Consider the following 16,976-nt stretch of genomic DNA (forward strand, 5'->3'; position numbering starts at 1 on the left):
GCCGTCAATCCATGCCCGTCGAGCCCGTCGATCCCGAGCACAAGGCGTTCCTCGTCGACTACATGGGGCGCCTGCATCGTGCGACCGCGGTCGATGATGGTGTCTTCGCCAAGATCGCCGCGACCCGCGCCATCTGGCTGCGCGCGCGAGAGCAGGGCGGGCGTGTGATCTTCATCGGCAATGGCGGCTCCGCCGGCATAGCCTCGCACCTTGCGATCGATCTGGCGAAGAATGCTTCGGTGCCGGCGCACTGCTTCAGCGACGCAAGCATGATGTCGTGTCTCGCCAACGACTACGGCTTCGAGGACTGGCTGGCGCATGCGGTGCGCCTCAGCGCGCGCGCCGGCGACTGTCTCGTGGCGATCAGTTCGTCCGGACGCTCCAAGAACATTCTCAATGCGGTCGCGCAGGCGCGGGCGATGAAGCTCGACGTCGTCACGCTTTCGGGCATGAACGCGGACAATCCGCTGCGCGGTCTCGGCGACGTCAATTTCTGGGTCGACAGCCGCAGCTACAACATCGTGGAGACCGCGCACCAGTTCTGGATGATGGCCGCGATCGACCTCATCATCGGTCGCGCTGAATATCCGGCGTCCTGAGGCGAGAGGTTGATGCAATCGCGGTTCAAGCAGGCTATCCTGTTCTCGGTGAAGCTGCTGCTTTCGATCGCGGTGCTGGCCTACATCGCCCGCGGTCTGAACCTGCGTCAGCTGCGCATGCATCTCCTCTCGGTTGATCCAGCCATGTTCGTCCTGGCGCTGGTCTTGATCTTCTCTCAGACCTTCGTCCTCAACGGCCGCTGGGAACTGATCATGCGTGCGCTTGGCGTGTCGCTGGATTGGCTCGCCGGTTGGCGGATCCTCATGATCAGCATGTGGTTCAATCAGGTGCTTCCGTCATCGGTCGGCGGCGATGCTGTGCGGATGTGGTTGCTGCGGCAGCGTGGCGTGCAATGGCCGGAGGCGGTCAAGGGTGTGGCGGCGGATCGCTTCACGGCTTTGATCGGGTTGATAGCATTGATGGTGGTGGGGCTGCCCGTGCTGATGTTGCGGGTGTCCAATCAGGCTGCAATCCTGGCGATTGGCGCGCTGACGGTCGCGGGCGTGGCCGGCACCCTGGTGTTGTTGACGCTCGATCGGCTGCCGAAGCGGCTGATTGCACTGCCCGCGATCGCAAGCTTCGTTCGCTTCGGCGCGCTCGTCCGGTTTCTTCTGTTGCAGTTTGAACGTCGCGGAGCCTTGTTCGGTTCGGCGCTGCTGATTCATCTCGTGACCGCTGCGGCCTGTTATGCCCTGGCGCGCGGTGTCGGAGCGCAGCTCTCGCCGCTGGAGGCCGGCATCCTGATTCCGCCCGTGGTATTGCTGACCGCCGTACCGATCTCGATCAGCGGCTGGGGGGTTCGCGAGGGCGCCATGGTTGCCTGTCTCGGGCTTGCCGGCGTGCCGTCCGAGCAGGCGCTGTCGGTCTCGCTGCTGCTGGGTGCCATCAGCGTGCTCATCGGGCTCGTGGGTGGCGTGATCTGGCTGGCCAGCCCGGAGCGCGGTTCGTATTCTGCCGACAAGGCCGCCAAAGCTGCTAACGACAATGCCGTGGCCGACGCATCACCGGGTTTCGGACCAGGGCAGGGCGAGCAAGCGTCGAGTCATCCATGACCCGCTTGAACCCGTCGCCATCGATCTGGTCTTCGCAGGGTGAGATTGCCTCACTCGTTCGTATGTCTCGTTTTCCGGTTCAATCATGAAAAACCTGTTCTACGTCCGTCACACCTGCCGCCTGTGTCATTCGGACAAGCAAGAGCTGGTGGTCCCGATGGCCGGCATGCCGATCGGAACGCCGAACTTCCAGGTCCCGAATGCCAGTGTCGACGATCCGGTGTTTCGCGCGGCGGTTCCGATGGCGTTGCATCTTTGCCGGGACTGCGGCCACCTCCAGATTCTTCATGTCGGGAATCCAGAGGTTCAGTACCGCAACTATGTCTATACCACCTCGCTCTCGCTCGGCCTGCGCGAGCATTTCGCGGGCTACGCCAATGACGTCCTGAACCGCTTTGCGATTCCGCCGGGCTCGCTGGTCGTCGAGCTCGGGAGCAACGACGGATCGCTGCTCGGCTTCTTCAAAGAGCGCGGCATGCGGGTGCTGGGAGTCGATCCTGCCGTCGACATCGCGCGGCGCGCGACGGAAGCGGGCATCGAAACCATCGGCGATTTCTTCACCGACACCATTGGCCAGCGCATCCTGAAGAGCCATGGCGCGGCCAGCGTCGTGATTGCCAACAACATGATCGCCAATGTCGACGATCTCGATCCACTGGTGATCGGGGTTCGCGACGTGCTGGCGCCGGACGGACTGTTCGTGTTCGAGACGCAATACGGTGTTGACGTCACCGAGAAGAACCTGCTCGATACCGTCTATCACGAGCATCTGTCGTATTTTAACATCAAGCCGCTGACGCGCTTCTTCGCACGGCTCGGGATGGAGTTGATCGACGTCCAGCACATCTGGACCAAGGGCGGCTCGATCCGCGTGACGGTTCAGCGCGCGGGGGGCGCCAAGAAACCGTCGGCGGAAGTCGCCCGCTTCATCGCCGAGGAGGACCGGCTCGGCGTCGATCAGCCGGCCTATTACGCGCCCTACGTCAAGAGAATCGCAGCCATCCGCGACGAGCTGGTCGCGATGGCCGATGCCGCCCATGCGCGCGGTCAATTGGTTGCGGGCTACGGCGTTTCGGTCGGCACCACGACGCTGCTGCCGCAGTTCGGCCTGGAGAACAAGATCGACTTCCTGGTGGACGACGATCCCAAGAAGGGGAACGTGATGGCGGGCCCAGGGTACGACATCCCGATCCTGCCCCCCGCCGCGCTCTATGAGCGCAAGCCGGCGTTCGTCGTCGTCTTCGCCTGGCGCTATGTGGACCCGATCCGGGCCAAGCACGCCCGCTATTTCGCCGAGGGCGGAAAGTTCGTCGTGCCGCTGCCGGGCATTTCCAAGGTCGATAGTGCCGTCTGAGGGGCGGTCGCCGAGAGCGCTTAAGGCGAGGGCGCTGTAGGCCGATCTGCAGGGAGCCGGTCAAAGCCTTTTGGGACGCGCCCGCAACGGACAGCTAAGCCTTTGATCGGCTTGGGCTCTGCCCGGCCGTCCCGGCAAGGTCGGTTGGACCGGGAAGGCTCCCTCGATCTTGACCTCTGACCTTATCCGCAGTAGATACCGCGCACTCGCAGCCGGCCCGTTAGACGCGGATCTCCGGCGCGGCTTTGAAATCCCCGAACAACAGAGCCCGGTTTTCCGGCTCATCCTTCGAGACAGAGGGCTGGGCCACAGGCGGCTGTTCGGATCCCCGAAATCCTTATTGGCGTCTCAAACGATGGCAGTCAGCCCGTTCAAGTTCTTGCAGGAAGTGCGCTCGGAGACCGCCAAGGTCACCTGGCCGACCCGTCGTGAGACCACGATCACCACCATCATGGTGTTCGTGATGGTCGCCGTGGCCTCGATCTTCTTCTTCGCCGCCGACCAGATCATCCGCTACCTCATCACCTTCCTTTTGGGCATTCACTGATGGCAACAGCCGCCGCAACCCAATCGTCCGACAAGCGCTGGTATATCGTCCACGCATATTCGAACTTCGAGAAGAAGGTCGCCGAATCGATTCGCGAGCAGGCCAAGCAGCGCGGGCTCGAGGAGCTGTTCGAGCTGGTGCTGGTTCCGACCGAGAAGGTCACGGAAGTGCGCCGCGGCCGCAAGATCGACGCCGAGCGCAAGTTCTTCCCGGGCTACGTGCTGGTGAAGATGAAGCTGACCGACGAGGCGTTTCATCTGATCAAGAACACCCCGAAAGTCACGGGCTTCCTCGGCGCGGAAAACAAGCCGATGCCGATCTCGGAATCCGAGGCCATGCGCATCTTGCACCAGGTGCAGGAGGGCGTGGAACGGCCGAAGGCGTCGGTGTCGTTCGAGATCGGCGAGAACGTGCGCGTGGCCGACGGCCCGTTCGCCTCGTTCTCGGGGGTGGTCGAGGAAATCGACGAGGCGCGCTCGCGCGTGAAGGTCGCGGTATCGATCTTCGGCCGCGCGACGCCCGTGGAACTGGAATTCGGTCAGGTCGAGAAGGTCTGACCGGGTACGCGTGAGACCTCGGTCTCGCGCAAAGAGAGGCCGTGGGAGGGAGAGGGCGGTTGCCAGCCGCATCCGACCCAGACCACGAACCTGAAACCGCCGGCGTCAGCCGGCACAACAGGAGTGATACATGGCAAAGAAAGTGACCGGATACCTGAAGCTTCAGGTCCCGGCCGGTGCGGCGAATCCCTCGCCCCCGATCGGTCCCGCGCTTGGTCAGCGCGGTCTCAACATCATGGAGTTCTGCAAGGCGTTCAACGCCCAGACCCAGAAGGAAGAGAAGAACACCCCGATCCCGGTGATCATCACCATTTACGCGGACCGTTCCTTCACCTTCGAGATGAAGACGCCGCCGATGTCCTACTTCCTCAAGCAGGCCGCCAAGATCCAGTCCGGCTCGAAGGCGCCGGGCCGTGACAAGGCCGGCAAGGTGACCAAAGCGCAGGTGCGCGAGATCGCCGAGAAGAAGATGAAGGATCTCAATTGCGACACCATCGAATCGGCCATGAAAATGGTCGAGGGCTCTGCCCGTTCGATGGGTCTGGAAGTTGCGGGGTAAGCGGTCATGGCAATCGGAAAGCGTTTGAACAAAGCCCGCGAAGGTGTTGACCGCGAAAAGCTTTACCCGCTCGCGGACGCCATCAAGATGGTCAAGGAACGCGCCAAGGCGAAGTTCGACGAGACCATCGAGGTCGCGATCAATCTCGGCGTCGATCCGCGTCACGCCGACCAGATGGTTCGTGGTGTCGTGACCCTCCCGAACGGCACCGGCCGTACGCTCCGCGTCGGCGTGTTCGCCCGCGGCGCCAAGGCTGACGAAGCCAAGGCCGCCGGTGCCGACGTCGTCGGCGCCGAAGACCTGGTCGAGAAGGTGCAGAATGGCGCGATCGATTTCGATCGTTGTATTGCGACCCCCGACATGATGCCGCTGGTCGGCCGTCTCGGTAAGGTGCTCGGCCCGCGCGGCCTGATGCCGAACCCGAAGATCGGCACCGTGACCATGGACGTCACCGGTGCGGTGAAGGGTGCCAAAGGCGGCTCGGTCGAGTTCCGCGTCGAGAAGGCCGGCATCCTGCAGGCCGGCGTCGGCAAAGCCTCGTTCTCCGAGGAGAAGCTGGTCGAGAACATCAAGGCTCTCGCTGACGCGGTTGCGAAAGCGAAGCCGGCTGGCTCCAAGGGCACCTATATCCAGCGCGTTGCGGTGTCCTCGACGATGGGCCCGGGCGTGAAGGTCGAGCCGGGCACCATTCTCGGCTAAGTCTGGAAATTGCATGAGGCAAGGGGCGGAATCGGGCAACCGATTCCGCCCCTTGTCGTTTGTGGGCGCATTCACCGGAAACAAGAACGATGGCTGACAAGGTCCTGATCTTTTCGCGCTTTCCCAAGTCGATGATGGCGCGCTTCGCCGAACGGTTCGAGCTGCTCGACACCGGTGGCAAGCCCGCACGCGAGGTGTTTTCGGCCGGTGAACTCGGCGGCATCCGGGCGCTGCTGACCGCCGGCGGCTCACCGCTGGGCGCGGAGGCGATGGACCTGTTCCCAAAGCTCGGCGCGATCGTCTGCTACGGCACCGGCTATGATGGCGTCGACCTGAAGGCCGCCGCCGCGCGCAATATCGCGGTCGGCCACAGCCCCGGCGCCAACGCCGCCCCGGTCGCCGATATCGCGATGACCCTGATGCTGGCGACGACGCGGCGGATTTTGGTGGCCGACCAATACGTCCGTAGCGGTGACTGGGCGACGTCAAAGCCGTCGCCCATGATGCGCCCGCAGGCCGGCATGCCGGGGCGCCGCATCGGCGTCTATGGCATGGGCGAGATCGGCCGCAAGATCGCCTTGCGCTGTGCCGCCTTCGAGAGCGAGGTCGGCTATTTCAGCCGCACCAAATACGATCTGCCCTATCAATATTTTCCATCACTGGAGGCGCTGGCCGACTGGTGCAGCGTGCTGATGATCGCGGTTCGGGCCGGGGCCGAGACCCAGCACGTCGTCAACGCGGACATCCTGGGGCGCCTCGGCACGGATGGCTATGTCGTCAATATCTCCCGCGGCTCGGTCATCGACGAGCCGGCACTGGTCGCGGCGCTGACCGACAAGACCATCGCCGGCGCGGGCCTCGATGTCTTCGAGAAGGAGCCGCACGCCCCTGACGCGCTGACGGCGCTGCCGAACGTGGTGTTCGCCCCGCATATCGGCGGCCACACCCTCGAATCGCACGTCGCCATGCAGAGCTGCGTGCTGGCGAACCTCACCGCGTATTTCGAGGGCAAGCCGCTGCCTTATCGGGTCAAATCGGCCTGAATCGGCCCTTGCCGGCCCGGATCAAGCCGGGCCAGCAACGGATTGGAACTGGTGTGAATTTTGCTCTTGGCAATCGGGCAGAGAGCGGTTAAAGAACCGCCTCCGGACGTGCCGGCCTTGGCTGGCGCGTTCGTGCACGCATTCCGAAAACCCGACACGCAGGAGATCATTCCTTTTCAGGACGTCCGCAAGGATTTGCCCGAAAAGGAAGGAAAATCCATCGGCCGGTGGGAATGCGGGCAGAGGTCAGGCGGTTCGCCGGCTGGCCTTGTCCTGTCCAAGACTGCAGGCGCCAGCGAGAAATTTCGATTTTTCAACGGCTTAATCGTATGGCCTGCATAGACGGGTGAAGACCGGATTTCACTTCGCATCTTACCTTAGGGTGGCTGCGGAAGGAGTTTGGTTCGGACCTCGACACCCCGCGGACCTCACAAGGGTTCCGGGAGGGCAGGCTTTAATCGTTGTCTCGCCCCGGCGTGTCCAAAGGGTTTTTGGCCCAGAGGTTCAGGTTTGAGCGGGACAATGGGTGCAACCCGGCGGTCCCGCTTTCGCGATGACCGCCAACCGGAAAGAGCTTGCTGTGGAACGAGCGGCAAAAAAGGAAGCGGTCGAACAGCTCAATGGGGTCTTCAAGACCACGAGCGTCGCGGTCGTTGCCCAATATTCCGGCCTGACCGTCGCCCAGATGCAGAAGCTGCGCATGCAGATGAAGCAGGCTGGCGCCTCGGTGAAGGTCTCGAAGAACCGTCTCGCCAAAATTGCTCTTGAAGGCACTGACGTCGTTGCCATCGGCCCCATGCTGAAGGGACCGACCGTGATCGCCACTTCGAACGATCCGGTAGCGGCGCCAAAGGTCGCCATCGAATTCGCCAAGGCGAACGAAAAGTTCGTCATCGTCGGCGGCTCGATGGGAAAGACCGTCCTGAATGTCGACGGCGTGAAGGCGCTTGCCTCGCTGCCGTCGCTTGACGAACTGCGCGGCAAGATCGTCGGCCTGCTTGTGGCCCCGGCGACCAAGCTCGCTCAGCTCGCCAACGCGCCCGCGGGCAAGCTCGCGCGCGTCATCCAGGCTCATGCCTCAAAGGGCGAAGCGGCCTGACGCCCTTCGCAAAACTCAAACCCGAACCAGACTTACATCTAAGGAAACTGAACAATGGCTGACTTGCAGAAGATCGTTGACGACCTCTCGAGCCTCACCGTGCTCGAGGCCGCTGAACTGGCGAAGCTCCTCGAAGAGAAGTGGGGCGTTTCGGCTGCCGCGGCTGTCGCCGTGGCCGGCCCGGCTGCTGGCGGCGCTGCTGCCGCTCCGGCGGAAGAGAAGACCGAGTTCACGGTCGTTCTCGCCTCTGCCGGCGAGAAGAAGATCGAGGTCATCAAGGAAGTCCGCGCCATCACCGGTCTCGGCCTGAAGGAAGCAAAGGACCTCGTCGAGGGTGCTCCGAAGCCGCTGAAGGAAGGCGTGAACAAGGAAGAAGCCGAGAAGATCAAGGCCCAGATCGAGAAGGCTGGCGCCAAGGTCGAGCTCAAGTAAGCATCGCTTACGGACGGGGTCCCGGGCTGAGCCTGGGACTCCGGTCTGCCCTTCAAGAGGGTGGGCTCAAAAGAGCGGTCAGATGCAAAAGGCGTGCGACGGATCGTCCCGACGCAGGCCAGACACGAAAATGTGTGGGGATTTGAGGGTTTACCCCTCGAATCTGCACTATTGTCGCCCCATATCGGGTCGGCAGCACGAAAGCGCGGTGGGCAGGGATGCCGGATTTCCCTGTAAGCCGTTGGGAGAGCAGGCTATTTCGGGCTTTTGCAGTCCGTGAAGACGATCGTTGTGACGGGCGGGCGTGCCTATGCGCCCCGCGCGTCGTTTTGCGTTTTGAAGGTCTGAAGAACAGATTCAGGACATGACGGCCTGAAACTGGATTTTCGGTCCCCAAAAACGGGTTCGAAAAATTCAACCCGGGGAGCGGCGGCAGCTGCGTTCCGGACGGTTCGCCCAGAGCGGGCGACGAAAATGAGAGGCCACGATGGCGCAGCAGACATTCACCGGTCGCAAACGCGTTCGCAAGTTTTTCGGACACATCAAGGAAGTCGCCGAGATGCCGAACCTCATCGAGGTTCAGAAGGCGTCCTATGACCAGTTCCTGATGGTCGATGAACCCGCGGGCGGGCGCCTCGACGAGGGCCTGCAGGCTGTGTTCCGTTCCGTGTTCCCGATTTCCGACTTCTCGGGCACCTCGATGCTGGAGTTCGTCCGCTACGAGTTCGAGCAGCCCAAATATGACGTCGACGAGTGCCGCCAGCGCGGCATGACCTTCGCGGCCCCCCTCAAGGTGACGCTGCGCCTCATCGTGTTCGATATCGACGAGGAAACCGGTGCGAAGTCGGTCAAGGACATCAAGGAGCAGGACGTCTACATGGGCGACATTCCGCTCATGACGATGAACGGCACCTTCATCGTGAACGGCACCGAGCGCGTCATCGTCTCCCAGATGCACCGTTCGCCGGGCGTGTTCTTCGACCACGACAAAGGCAAGACCCACTCGTCGGGTAAGCTCCTGTTCGCTGCCCGCGTGATCCCGTATCGCGGCTCCTGGCTCGACATCGAGTTCGACGCCAAGGACATCGTCTATGCGCGTATCGACCGTCGCCGCAAGATTCCGGTGACGTCGCTGATGTTCGCCCTCGGCCTCGACGGCGAGGCGATCCTGTCCACGTTCTACAAGAAGATCCTCTACAAGCGGACCAAGGAAGGCTGGCGCGTTCCGTTCGACGCCAACCGTTTCCGCGGTTACTCGACCATCAACGACCTGATCGATGCCGACACCGGCAAGGTCGTGCTCGAGGCCGGCAAGAAGCTCACGGTCCGTGCCGCCCGCCAGCTCCAGGAGAAGGGGCTCAAGGCGCTGCGTCTGTCGGATGAGGAGCTCGTCGGTAACTACCTCGCCGAGGACCTCGTCAACCCCAAGACCGGCGAGATTCACGCCGAAGCCGGTGAGGAAATCACCGACAAGTCGATGAAGGCGCTCAACGAGCACGGCTACAAGGAACTGCCGCTGCTCGACATCGACCATGTCAATGTCGGCGCCTACATCCGCAATACGCTCTCGGCCGACAAGAACATGACGCGTGAAGACGCGCTGTTCGACATCTACCGCGTGATGCGTCCGGGCGAGCCGCCGACGCTGGATTCGGCGCAGGCGATGTTCCAGTCGCTGTTCTTCGACGCCGAGCGCTACGACCTTTCCGCGGTCGGCCGCGTCAAGATGAACATGCGCCTCGACCTCGATGCGCCCGACACCCAGCGCACGCTGCGCAAGGAAGACATCCTCTGCGTCATCAAGACGCTGGTGGACCTGCGCGACGGCAAGGGCGAGATCGACGACATCGACCATCTCGGCAACCGCCGTGTGCGTTCGGTCGGCGAGCTCATGGAGAACCAGTACCGCATCGGCCTCCTGCGCATGGAGCGCGCGATCAAGGAGCGCATGTCCTCGGTCGATATCGACACGGTCATGCCGCAGGACCTGATCAACGCCAAGCCGGCGGCTGCCGCCGTGCGCGAGTTCTTCGGCTCCTCGCAGCTCTCGCAGTTCATGGACCAGACCAACCCGCTCAGCGAGATCACCCACAAGCGCCGTCTCTCGGCGCTTGGACCGGGCGGTCTGACCCGCGAGCGCGCCGGCTTCGAAGTGCGCGACGTGCATCCGACGCATTACGGCCGTATCTGCCCGATCGAGACGCCGGAAGGTCCGAACATCGGTCTGATCAACTCGCTCGCCACCTTCGCGCGCGTCAACAAGTACGGCTTCGTCGAGACCCCGTATCGCAAGGTCAAGGACGGTCGCGTCACCGACGAGGTCGTGTACCTCTCGGCGATGGAGGAAGGCCGTTATTCGGTCGCGCAGGCCAACGTGCCTGTCGACGCCAAGGGCCGTTTCACCGAGGACCTCGTGGTCTGCCGCGCCAGCGGCACCCGCGACGTCGTGCCGATGACGCCCGACAAGGTCGACTACATGGACGTGTCACCGAAGCAGCTCGTTTCGGTCGCGGCGGCGCTGATCCCGTTCCTCGAGAACGACGACGCCAACCGCGCGCTCATGGGCTCGAACATGCAGCGCCAGGCGGTGCCGCTGGTTCGCGCCGAGGCGCCGTTCGTCGGCACCGGCATGGAAGGCGTGGTTGCGCGTGACTCGGGTGCTGCGATCGCGGCGCGCCGTTCGGGCGTGATCGACCAGATCGACGCCACCCGCGTCGTTATCCGCGCCACCGAAGATCTCGATCCGACCAAGTCGGGCGTCGATATCTACCGGCTGATGAAGTACCAGCGCTCCAACCAGTCGACCTGCATCAACCAGCGTCCGCTGGTGAAGGTCGGCGACATCGTCAAGAAGGGCGACATCATCGCCGACGGTCCCTCGACCGATCTCGGGGAGCTCGCGCTCGGCCGGAACGTGCTCGTCGCGTTCATGCCGTGGAACGGCTACAACTTCGAAGACTCGATCCTGCTTTCCGAGCGGATCGTGAAGGAAGACGTCTTCACCTCGATCCACATCGAGGAGTTCGAGGTGATGGCCCGCGACACCAAGCTCGGGCCCGAGGAAATCACCCGCGACATTCCGAACGTCTCGGAAGAAGCGCTGAAGAACCTCGACGAAGCCGGTATTGTCTACATCGGCGCCGAAGTGCGCGCCGGCGACATCCTGGTCGGCAAGATCACGCCGAAGGGCGAAAGCCCGATGACGCCGGAAGAAAAGCTCCTGCGCGCCATCTTCGGCGAAAAGGCCTCCGACGTTCGCGACACCTCGCTGCGCGTTCCCCCGGGCGTGCAGGGCACGATCGTGGAAGTCCGCGTGTTCAACCGCCACGGCGTCGACAAGGACGAGCGTGCGCTGGCGATCGAGCGGGAAGAGATCGAGCGTCTGGCCAAGGACCGCGACGACGAGCAGGCGATCCTGGACCGCAACGTCTACAACCGTCTTGCCGAGCTCCTCGAGGGGCGGCAGGGCATTGCCGGTCCCAAGGGCTTCAAGAAGGACACCAAGATCACCCGCGCGGTGCTCGAGGAGTATCCGAAGTCGCAGTGGTGGCTGTTCGCTTCGCCGAACGACAAGCTGATGGCCGAGATCGAGGCCATGCGGAAGCAGTACGACGAGTCGAAGAAGGGGCTCGAGCAGCGCTTCCTCGACAAGGTCGAGAAGCTTCAGCGCGGCGACGAATTGCCGCCCGGCGTGATGAAGATGGTCAAGGTCTTCGTCGCGGTGAAGCGTAAGATCCAGCCCGGCGACAAGATGGCCGGCCGCCACGGCAACAAGGGCGTGGTGTCGAAGATCGTGCCGATCGAGGACATGCCGTTCCTCGAAGACGGTACGCACGCCGACATCGTGCTCAATCCGCTTGGCGTGCCCTCGCGCATGAACGTCGGACAGATCCTCGAGACGCATCTCGGCTGGGCTTGCGCCGGCCTCGGCAAGCGTATCGGCCAGACGGTCGATGCCTATTTGTCGAAGCAGGACATCAAGCCGCTGAAGGAAACCTTGAAGAAGGTCTACGGCGAGGACGAGACGATCAAGACGCTCAACGACAACGAGCTGCTTGAACTCGGCCACAATTTGAGCCGCGGCGTGCCGATTGCGACGCCGGTGTTCGATGGTGCCAAGGAGACCGACATCGAGGAGATGCTGAAGCTCGCGGGTCTGGATGCCTCGGGCCAGTCGACCGTCTATGACGGCCGCACCGGCGACGCGTTCGATCGCAAGGTGACGGTGGGCTACATCTACATGCTCAAGCTGCACCACCTCGTGGACGACAAGATCCACGCGCGTTCGATCGGCCCGTACTCGCTCGTCACCCAGCAGCCGCTGGGCGGCAAGGCGCAGTTCGGCGGCCAGCGTTTCGGCGAAATGGAGGTGTGGGCGCTCGAAGCTTACGGCGCGGCCTACACGCTCCAGGAAATGCTGACCGTGAAGTCGGACGACGTCGCCGGCCGTACCAAGGTGTACGAGGCGATCGTGCGTGGCGACGACACCTTCGAGGCCGGTATCCCGGAATCGTTCAACGTGCTGGTCAAGGAAATGCGCTCGCTCGGCCTCAACGTCGACCTGCACAATTCCAAGATGGGTCCGGCGCCGACGTCGGAAGCGGCCGAGTAACACGACCTTTCATGCCCGGCCTTTGCGGCCGGGCATTGGCGCCCCTCCCGATGCCTTGAGGGCAGGGCGCCCCGCTCGAGTGATTTTCGAATTTGCGGCCGGAGGCGACCGGTACGCGAGGAGAAGACGATGAACCAAGAAATTATGAATCTCTTTAACCCGACGACGCCGGCTCAGGTCTTCGACCAGATCCGGATCTCGATCGCGTCCCCGGAGAAGATTCTGTCCTGGTCCTACGGCGAGATCAAGAAGCCGGAGACCATCAACTACCGTACCTTCAAGCCCGAGCGCGACGGCCTGTTCTGCGCCCGCATCTTCGGGCCGATCAAGGACTACGAATGCTTGTGCGGCAAGTACAAGCGCATGAAGTACAAGGGCATCATCTGCGAGAAGTGCTCGGTCGAAGTCACGCTGTCGCGCGTCCGGCGCGAGCGCATGGGCCATATCGAGCTCGCGGCGCCCGTCGCCCACATCTGGTTCCTGAAGTCGCTGCCCTCGCGCATCGGCCTTCTGCTCGACATGACGCTGAAGGATCTCGAGCGGATCCTCTACTTCGAATATTACGTCGTGCTGGAGCCGGGCCTCACCGCGCTGAAGGACCGCCAGCTGCTGTCGGAAGACGAGTATCTGAAGGCGCAGGACGAGTACGGCCAGGATTCCTTCACCGCCATGATCGGCGCCGAGGCGATCCGTGAACTGCTCAAGGGCATGGACCTCGAGAAGCTCGAGCTCAGCTTGCGTGCCGAGATGCAGGAGACCGACTCCGACATCAAGCACAAGAAGCTCGCCAAGCGCCTGAAGATCGTCGAGGCCTTCCGCCACTCCGGCAACAAGCCGGAATGGATGATCCTGACTGTCGTTCCCGTGATCCCGCCGGACCTGCGTCCGCTGGTGCCGCTGGACGGCGGCCGCTTCGCGACCTCGGACCTCAACGACCTCTATCGCCGCGTCATCAACCGCAACAACCGCTTGAAGCGGCTCATGGAGCTGCGCGCGCCCGACATCATCATCCGCAACGAGAAGCGCATGCTTCAGGAAGCGGTCGATGCGCTGTTCGACAACGGCCGCCGCGGCCGCGTCATCACGGGTGCCAACAAGCGCCCGCTGAAGTCGCTCGCCGACATGCTGAAGGGCAAGCAGGGTCGCTTCCGTCAGAACCTGCTCGGCAAGCGCGTCGACTATTCGGGCCGTTCGGTGATCGTGGTCGGTCCCGAGCTGCGCCTGCATCAGTGCGGCCTGCCGAAGAAGATGGCGCTCGAGCTGTTCAAGCCGTTCATCTATTCGCGGCTTGACGCCAAGGGCCTGTCCACCACCGTGAAGCAGGCGAAGAAGCTGGTCGAGAAGGAGCGGCCCGAGGTCTGGGACATCCTGGATGAGGTGATCCGCGAGCATCCGGTGCTGCTCAACCGCGCGCCGACGCTGCATCGTCTGGGCATCCAGGCGTTCGAGCCGGTGCTGATCGAAGGCAAGGCGATTCAGCTTCACCCGCTGGTCTGCTCGGCGTTCAACGCCGACTTCGACGGCGACCAGATGGCCGTGCACGTTCCGCTGTCGCTCGAAGCGCAGCTGGAAGCGCGCGTCTTGATGATGTCGACCAACAACATCCTGCATCCCGCGAACGGCCAGCCGATCATCGTGCCGTCGCAGGACATCGTGCTCGGTCTCTACTACGTCTCGATCATGCGCGAAGGTCTGCCCGGCGAGGGCAAGCTGTTCGGCGACATGGCCGAGCTCGAGCATGCCTTGCATGCGAAGGTCATCCACCTCCACACCAAGATCAAGTATCGGTGGGAAGGCATGGACGAGACCGGCAAGGTCTCCAAGCGTTGGATCGAAACCACCGCTGGCCGCGTCATGCTCGGCAATTTGCTGCCGAAGAACCCGCGCATCTCGTACGAGATCATCAACAAGCTGATGACCAAGCGCGAGATCTCGGGCGTCATCGACCAGGTCTACCGTCACTGCGGCCAGAAGGAGACTGTGATCTTCTGCGACCGCATCATGGCGCTCGGCTTCTACAATGCGTTCAAGGCCGGCATTTCGTTCGGCAAGGACGACATGGTCGTGCCGCACTCCAAGTGGAAGATCGTCGACACCACCCGCACGCTGGCGAAGGATTTCGAGCAGCAGTACAACGACGGCCTGATCACGCACGGCGAGAAGTACAACAAGGTCGTCGACGCCTGGTCGAAGGCCACGGAAGAAATCGCCAAGGCGATGATGAAGGAGATCTCCTCCACCAAGAAGACGGCGAGTGGAGCCGATGCCGACATCAACTCGATCTACATGATGGCTCACTCCGGTGCCCGTGGTTCGCCGGCGCAGATGCGCCAGCTCGCCGGCATGCGCGGCCTGATGGCCAAGCCGTCGGGCGAGATCATCGAGACGCCGATCATCTCGAACTTCAAGGAGGGCCTCTCGGTTCTCGAATACTTCAACTCGACCCACGGTGCCCGTAAGGGCCTCGCGGACACCGCGTTGAAGACCGCGAACTCCGGCTACCTGACCCGTCGTCTGGTCGACGTCGCGCAGGACTGCATCATCACGCAGTCCGATTGCGGTACCAAGCTCGGCATCAAGATGCGCGCCATCGTCGATGCCGGCACCGTGGTCGCTTCGCTCGGTTCGCGCATCCTCGGACGCACGGCCTGCGAAGACATCCGTGACAACACCGGCAAGGTGATCATCAAGCGCGACACGCTGATGGAAGAGAGCCATCTGGACGCCATCCAGCAGGGTGGTGTGCAGGAGGTGAAGATCCGCTCGGCGCTGACCTGCGAACTCGTCAACGGCATCTGCGGCAAGTGCTACGGCCGCGACCTCGCCCGAGGCACGCCGGTCAACCACGGTGAAGCCGTCGGCGTCATCGCGGCGCAGTCGATCGGTGAGCCGGGCACCCAGCTCACCATGCGCACCTTCCACATCGGTGGTGCGGCGCAGCTCAACGAGCAGTCCTTCGTCGAAGCCAATTTCGACGGCAAGATCGTGATCCGGAACAAGGCCATCGCCCGCAACAGCGAAGGTCACCTGGTTGCGATGGTGCGTAACATGGTGGTGGCGATCGTCGATGCCGACGGCACCGAGCGTGCGACGCACCGTGTCCAGTACGGCGCGCGCCTGCACGTCGACGAGGGCGATATGGTCAAGCGTGGCCAGCGTATCGTCGAGTGGGATCCCTACACCCGTCCGCTGCTCACCGAAGTGGAAGGCACGATCGGCTTCGAGGATCTGGTCGAAGGGCAGTCGATCTCGGAAACGCTGGACGAGGCCACCGGTATCGCCAAGCGCGTGGTCATCGACTGGCGCTCGACTCGCGGCGGCTCGGACCTGCGTCCGGCCATCGTGGTCAAGGGCAAGGACGGCAAGGTGCTCAAGCTCGCCCGTGGCGGCGATGCCCGCTACATGCTGTCGGTCGACGGCATTCTGTCGGTCGACGTCGGTGCCAAGGTCAACCCGGGCGACATCCTCGCCCGTGTCTCGACCGAAAGCGCCAAGACGCGTGACATCACCGGCGGTCTGCCGCGGGTGGCGGAACTGTTCGAGGCACGGCGTCCGAAGGATGCGGCGATCATCGCCGAAATCGCGGGCACCATCCGGTTTGGGCGCGACTACAAGAACAAGCGTCGCATCTCGATCGAGCCGATGGACAAGACCGACGAGCCGCGCGAGTACCTGATCCCGAAGGGCAAGCACATCCACCTTCAGGACGGCGACGTCGTCGAAAAGGGCGACTTCATCGTGGAAGGCAACCCGGCGCCGCACGACATCCTTGCGGTCAAGGGCATCGAGGAGCTTGCGGCCTATCTGGTCAACGAGATCCAGGAGGTCTACCGGCTCCAGGGCGTGCTCATCAACGACAAGCACATCGAGGTGATTGTCCGTCAGATGCTCCAGAAGGTGGAGATCACCGACCAGGGCGACACCGACATGATCTCGGGCGAGCAGGTCGACAAGATCGAGTTCGACGCGCTCAACGAGAAGGCCAAGGAAGAGGGCAAGAAGATCGCCACGGGGACGCCGGTTCTGCTCGGCATCACCAAGGCGAGCCTGCAGACCCGCTCCTTCTTCTCGGCGGCCTCGTTCCAGGAGACCACCCGCGTCCTCACGGAAGCGGCGGTCAACGGCAAGGTCGATCCGCTCGAAGGCCTCAAGGAGAACGTCATCGTCGGCCGGCTGATCCCGGCAGGCACCGGCGCCTCCATGGCCAAGATCCGCGAAGTCGCCATGAAGCGCGACAAGCTGATTCTCGACGAGCGCGAGAAGCAGGCGGCCGTGGTGTCGCCCGCGCCGGAAGCGGAGCTTCCTGCGCTGCCGCCTGCGGAATGATCGTTCATCCGTAGGATTACTGAGGACAATGAAAAGGCCGGCGAAAGCCGGCCTTTTTGCTGCTTTGTTTGCCTGTTGCGATGCGGGATCAACCTT

The 16,976-nt window shown here is 63.0% G+C and carries 12 protein-coding genes; all 12 read left to right on the forward strand.

The window, feature by feature from the left end; all coding sequences use genetic code 11:
* The first annotated feature begins 11 nt into the window (after positions 1-11).
* Complete coding sequence (locus XH91_RS14400; protein WP_206733538.1) at positions 12-599, forward strand: SIS domain-containing protein; 588 nt, start codon at positions 12-14, stop codon at positions 597-599.
* A gap of 12 nt (positions 600-611) precedes the next feature.
* Positions 612-1,652, forward strand: a complete 1,041-nt coding sequence (locus tag XH91_RS14405; RefSeq protein WP_128951208.1) for a lysylphosphatidylglycerol synthase transmembrane domain-containing protein — start codon at positions 612-614, stop codon at positions 1,650-1,652.
* 85 nt (positions 1,653-1,737) lie between these two features.
* Positions 1,738-3,006 carry a class I SAM-dependent methyltransferase gene (locus XH91_RS14410; protein ID WP_128951209.1) on the forward strand — a complete coding sequence of 423 codons (1,269 nt, stop codon included), beginning with the start codon at positions 1,738-1,740 and terminating at the stop codon, positions 3,004-3,006.
* 355 nt (positions 3,007-3,361) lie between these two features.
* Positions 3,362-3,553: a preprotein translocase subunit SecE gene (secE, locus tag XH91_RS14415; RefSeq protein WP_007611620.1), complete on the forward strand. Its 192-nt coding sequence runs from the start codon at positions 3,362-3,364 to the stop codon at positions 3,551-3,553.
* A complete protein-coding gene (gene nusG / locus XH91_RS14420; RefSeq protein ID WP_015685389.1) occupies positions 3,553-4,110 on the forward strand; it encodes a transcription termination/antitermination protein NusG in 558 nt (185 codons plus the stop codon). The genes secE and nusG overlap by 1 nt, the downstream gene beginning before the upstream one ends.
* 130 nt (positions 4,111-4,240) lie before the next feature.
* Positions 4,241-4,669: a 50S ribosomal protein L11 gene (gene rplK, locus XH91_RS14425; protein ID WP_011088164.1), complete on the forward strand. Its 429-nt coding sequence runs from the start codon at positions 4,241-4,243 to the stop codon at positions 4,667-4,669.
* Between the two features lie 6 nt (positions 4,670-4,675).
* Positions 4,676-5,368 (forward strand): 50S ribosomal protein L1, encoded by a 693-nt coding sequence (rplA, locus tag XH91_RS14430; protein WP_128951210.1) that lies wholly within the window; start codon positions 4,676-4,678, stop codon positions 5,366-5,368.
* 89 nt (positions 5,369-5,457) lie between these two features.
* Entirely contained in the window at positions 5,458-6,411 is a 954-nt protein-coding gene (locus XH91_RS14435; RefSeq protein ID WP_128951211.1) for a 2-hydroxyacid dehydrogenase, read from the forward strand.
* A 580-nt stretch (positions 6,412-6,991) separates the two neighbouring features.
* A complete protein-coding gene (gene rplJ / locus XH91_RS14445; RefSeq protein WP_128951213.1) occupies positions 6,992-7,510 on the forward strand; it encodes a 50S ribosomal protein L10 in 519 nt (172 codons plus the stop codon).
* A gap of 54 nt (positions 7,511-7,564) precedes the next feature.
* Positions 7,565-7,942: a 50S ribosomal protein L7/L12 gene (gene rplL, locus XH91_RS14450; RefSeq protein ID WP_128951214.1), complete on the forward strand. Its 378-nt coding sequence runs from the start codon at positions 7,565-7,567 to the stop codon at positions 7,940-7,942.
* A gap of 487 nt (positions 7,943-8,429) precedes the next feature.
* Entirely contained in the window at positions 8,430-12,554 is a 4,125-nt protein-coding gene (gene rpoB, locus XH91_RS14455) for a DNA-directed RNA polymerase subunit beta (RefSeq protein ID WP_128951215.1), read from the forward strand.
* A 129-nt stretch (positions 12,555-12,683) separates the two neighbouring features.
* Positions 12,684-16,880 (forward strand): DNA-directed RNA polymerase subunit beta', encoded by a 4,197-nt coding sequence (gene rpoC / locus XH91_RS14460; RefSeq protein ID WP_128951216.1) that lies wholly within the window; start codon positions 12,684-12,686, stop codon positions 16,878-16,880.
* Positions 16,881-16,976: the final 96 nt, after the last annotated feature.

It is taken from the genome of Bradyrhizobium guangzhouense (assembly GCF_004114955.1).
Taxonomy (GTDB): Bacteria; Pseudomonadota; Alphaproteobacteria; order Rhizobiales; family Xanthobacteraceae; genus Bradyrhizobium; species Bradyrhizobium guangzhouense.

Excerpts from the sequence above, each read along its gene's own strand:
- XH91_RS14405 (WP_128951208.1), top strand. The coding sequence starts at position 612 with ATGCAATCGCGGTTCAAGCAGGCTATCCTGTTCTCGGTGAAGCTGCTG.
- rplK (WP_011088164.1), top strand. The coding sequence starts at position 4,241 with ATGGCAAAGAAAGTGACCGGATACCTGAAGCTTCAGGTCCCGGCCGGT.
- rpoB (WP_128951215.1), top strand. The coding sequence starts at position 8,430 with ATGGCGCAGCAGACATTCACCGGTCGCAAACGCGTTCGCAAGTTTTTC.
- rpoC (WP_128951216.1), top strand. The coding sequence starts at position 12,684 with ATGAACCAAGAAATTATGAATCTCTTTAACCCGACGACGCCGGCTCAG.
- XH91_RS14435 (WP_128951211.1), top strand. The coding sequence starts at position 5,458 with ATGGCTGACAAGGTCCTGATCTTTTCGCGCTTTCCCAAGTCGATGATG.
- XH91_RS14400 (WP_206733538.1), top strand. The coding sequence starts at position 12 with ATGCCCGTCGAGCCCGTCGATCCCGAGCACAAGGCGTTCCTCGTCGAC.
- nusG (WP_015685389.1), top strand. The coding sequence starts at position 3,553 with ATGGCAACAGCCGCCGCAACCCAATCGTCCGACAAGCGCTGGTATATC.
- XH91_RS14410 (WP_128951209.1), top strand. The coding sequence starts at position 1,738 with ATGAAAAACCTGTTCTACGTCCGTCACACCTGCCGCCTGTGTCATTCG.
- secE (WP_007611620.1), top strand. The coding sequence starts at position 3,362 with ATGGCAGTCAGCCCGTTCAAGTTCTTGCAGGAAGTGCGCTCGGAGACC.
- rplA (WP_128951210.1), top strand. The coding sequence starts at position 4,676 with ATGGCAATCGGAAAGCGTTTGAACAAAGCCCGCGAAGGTGTTGACCGC.
- rplL (WP_128951214.1), top strand. The coding sequence starts at position 7,565 with ATGGCTGACTTGCAGAAGATCGTTGACGACCTCTCGAGCCTCACCGTG.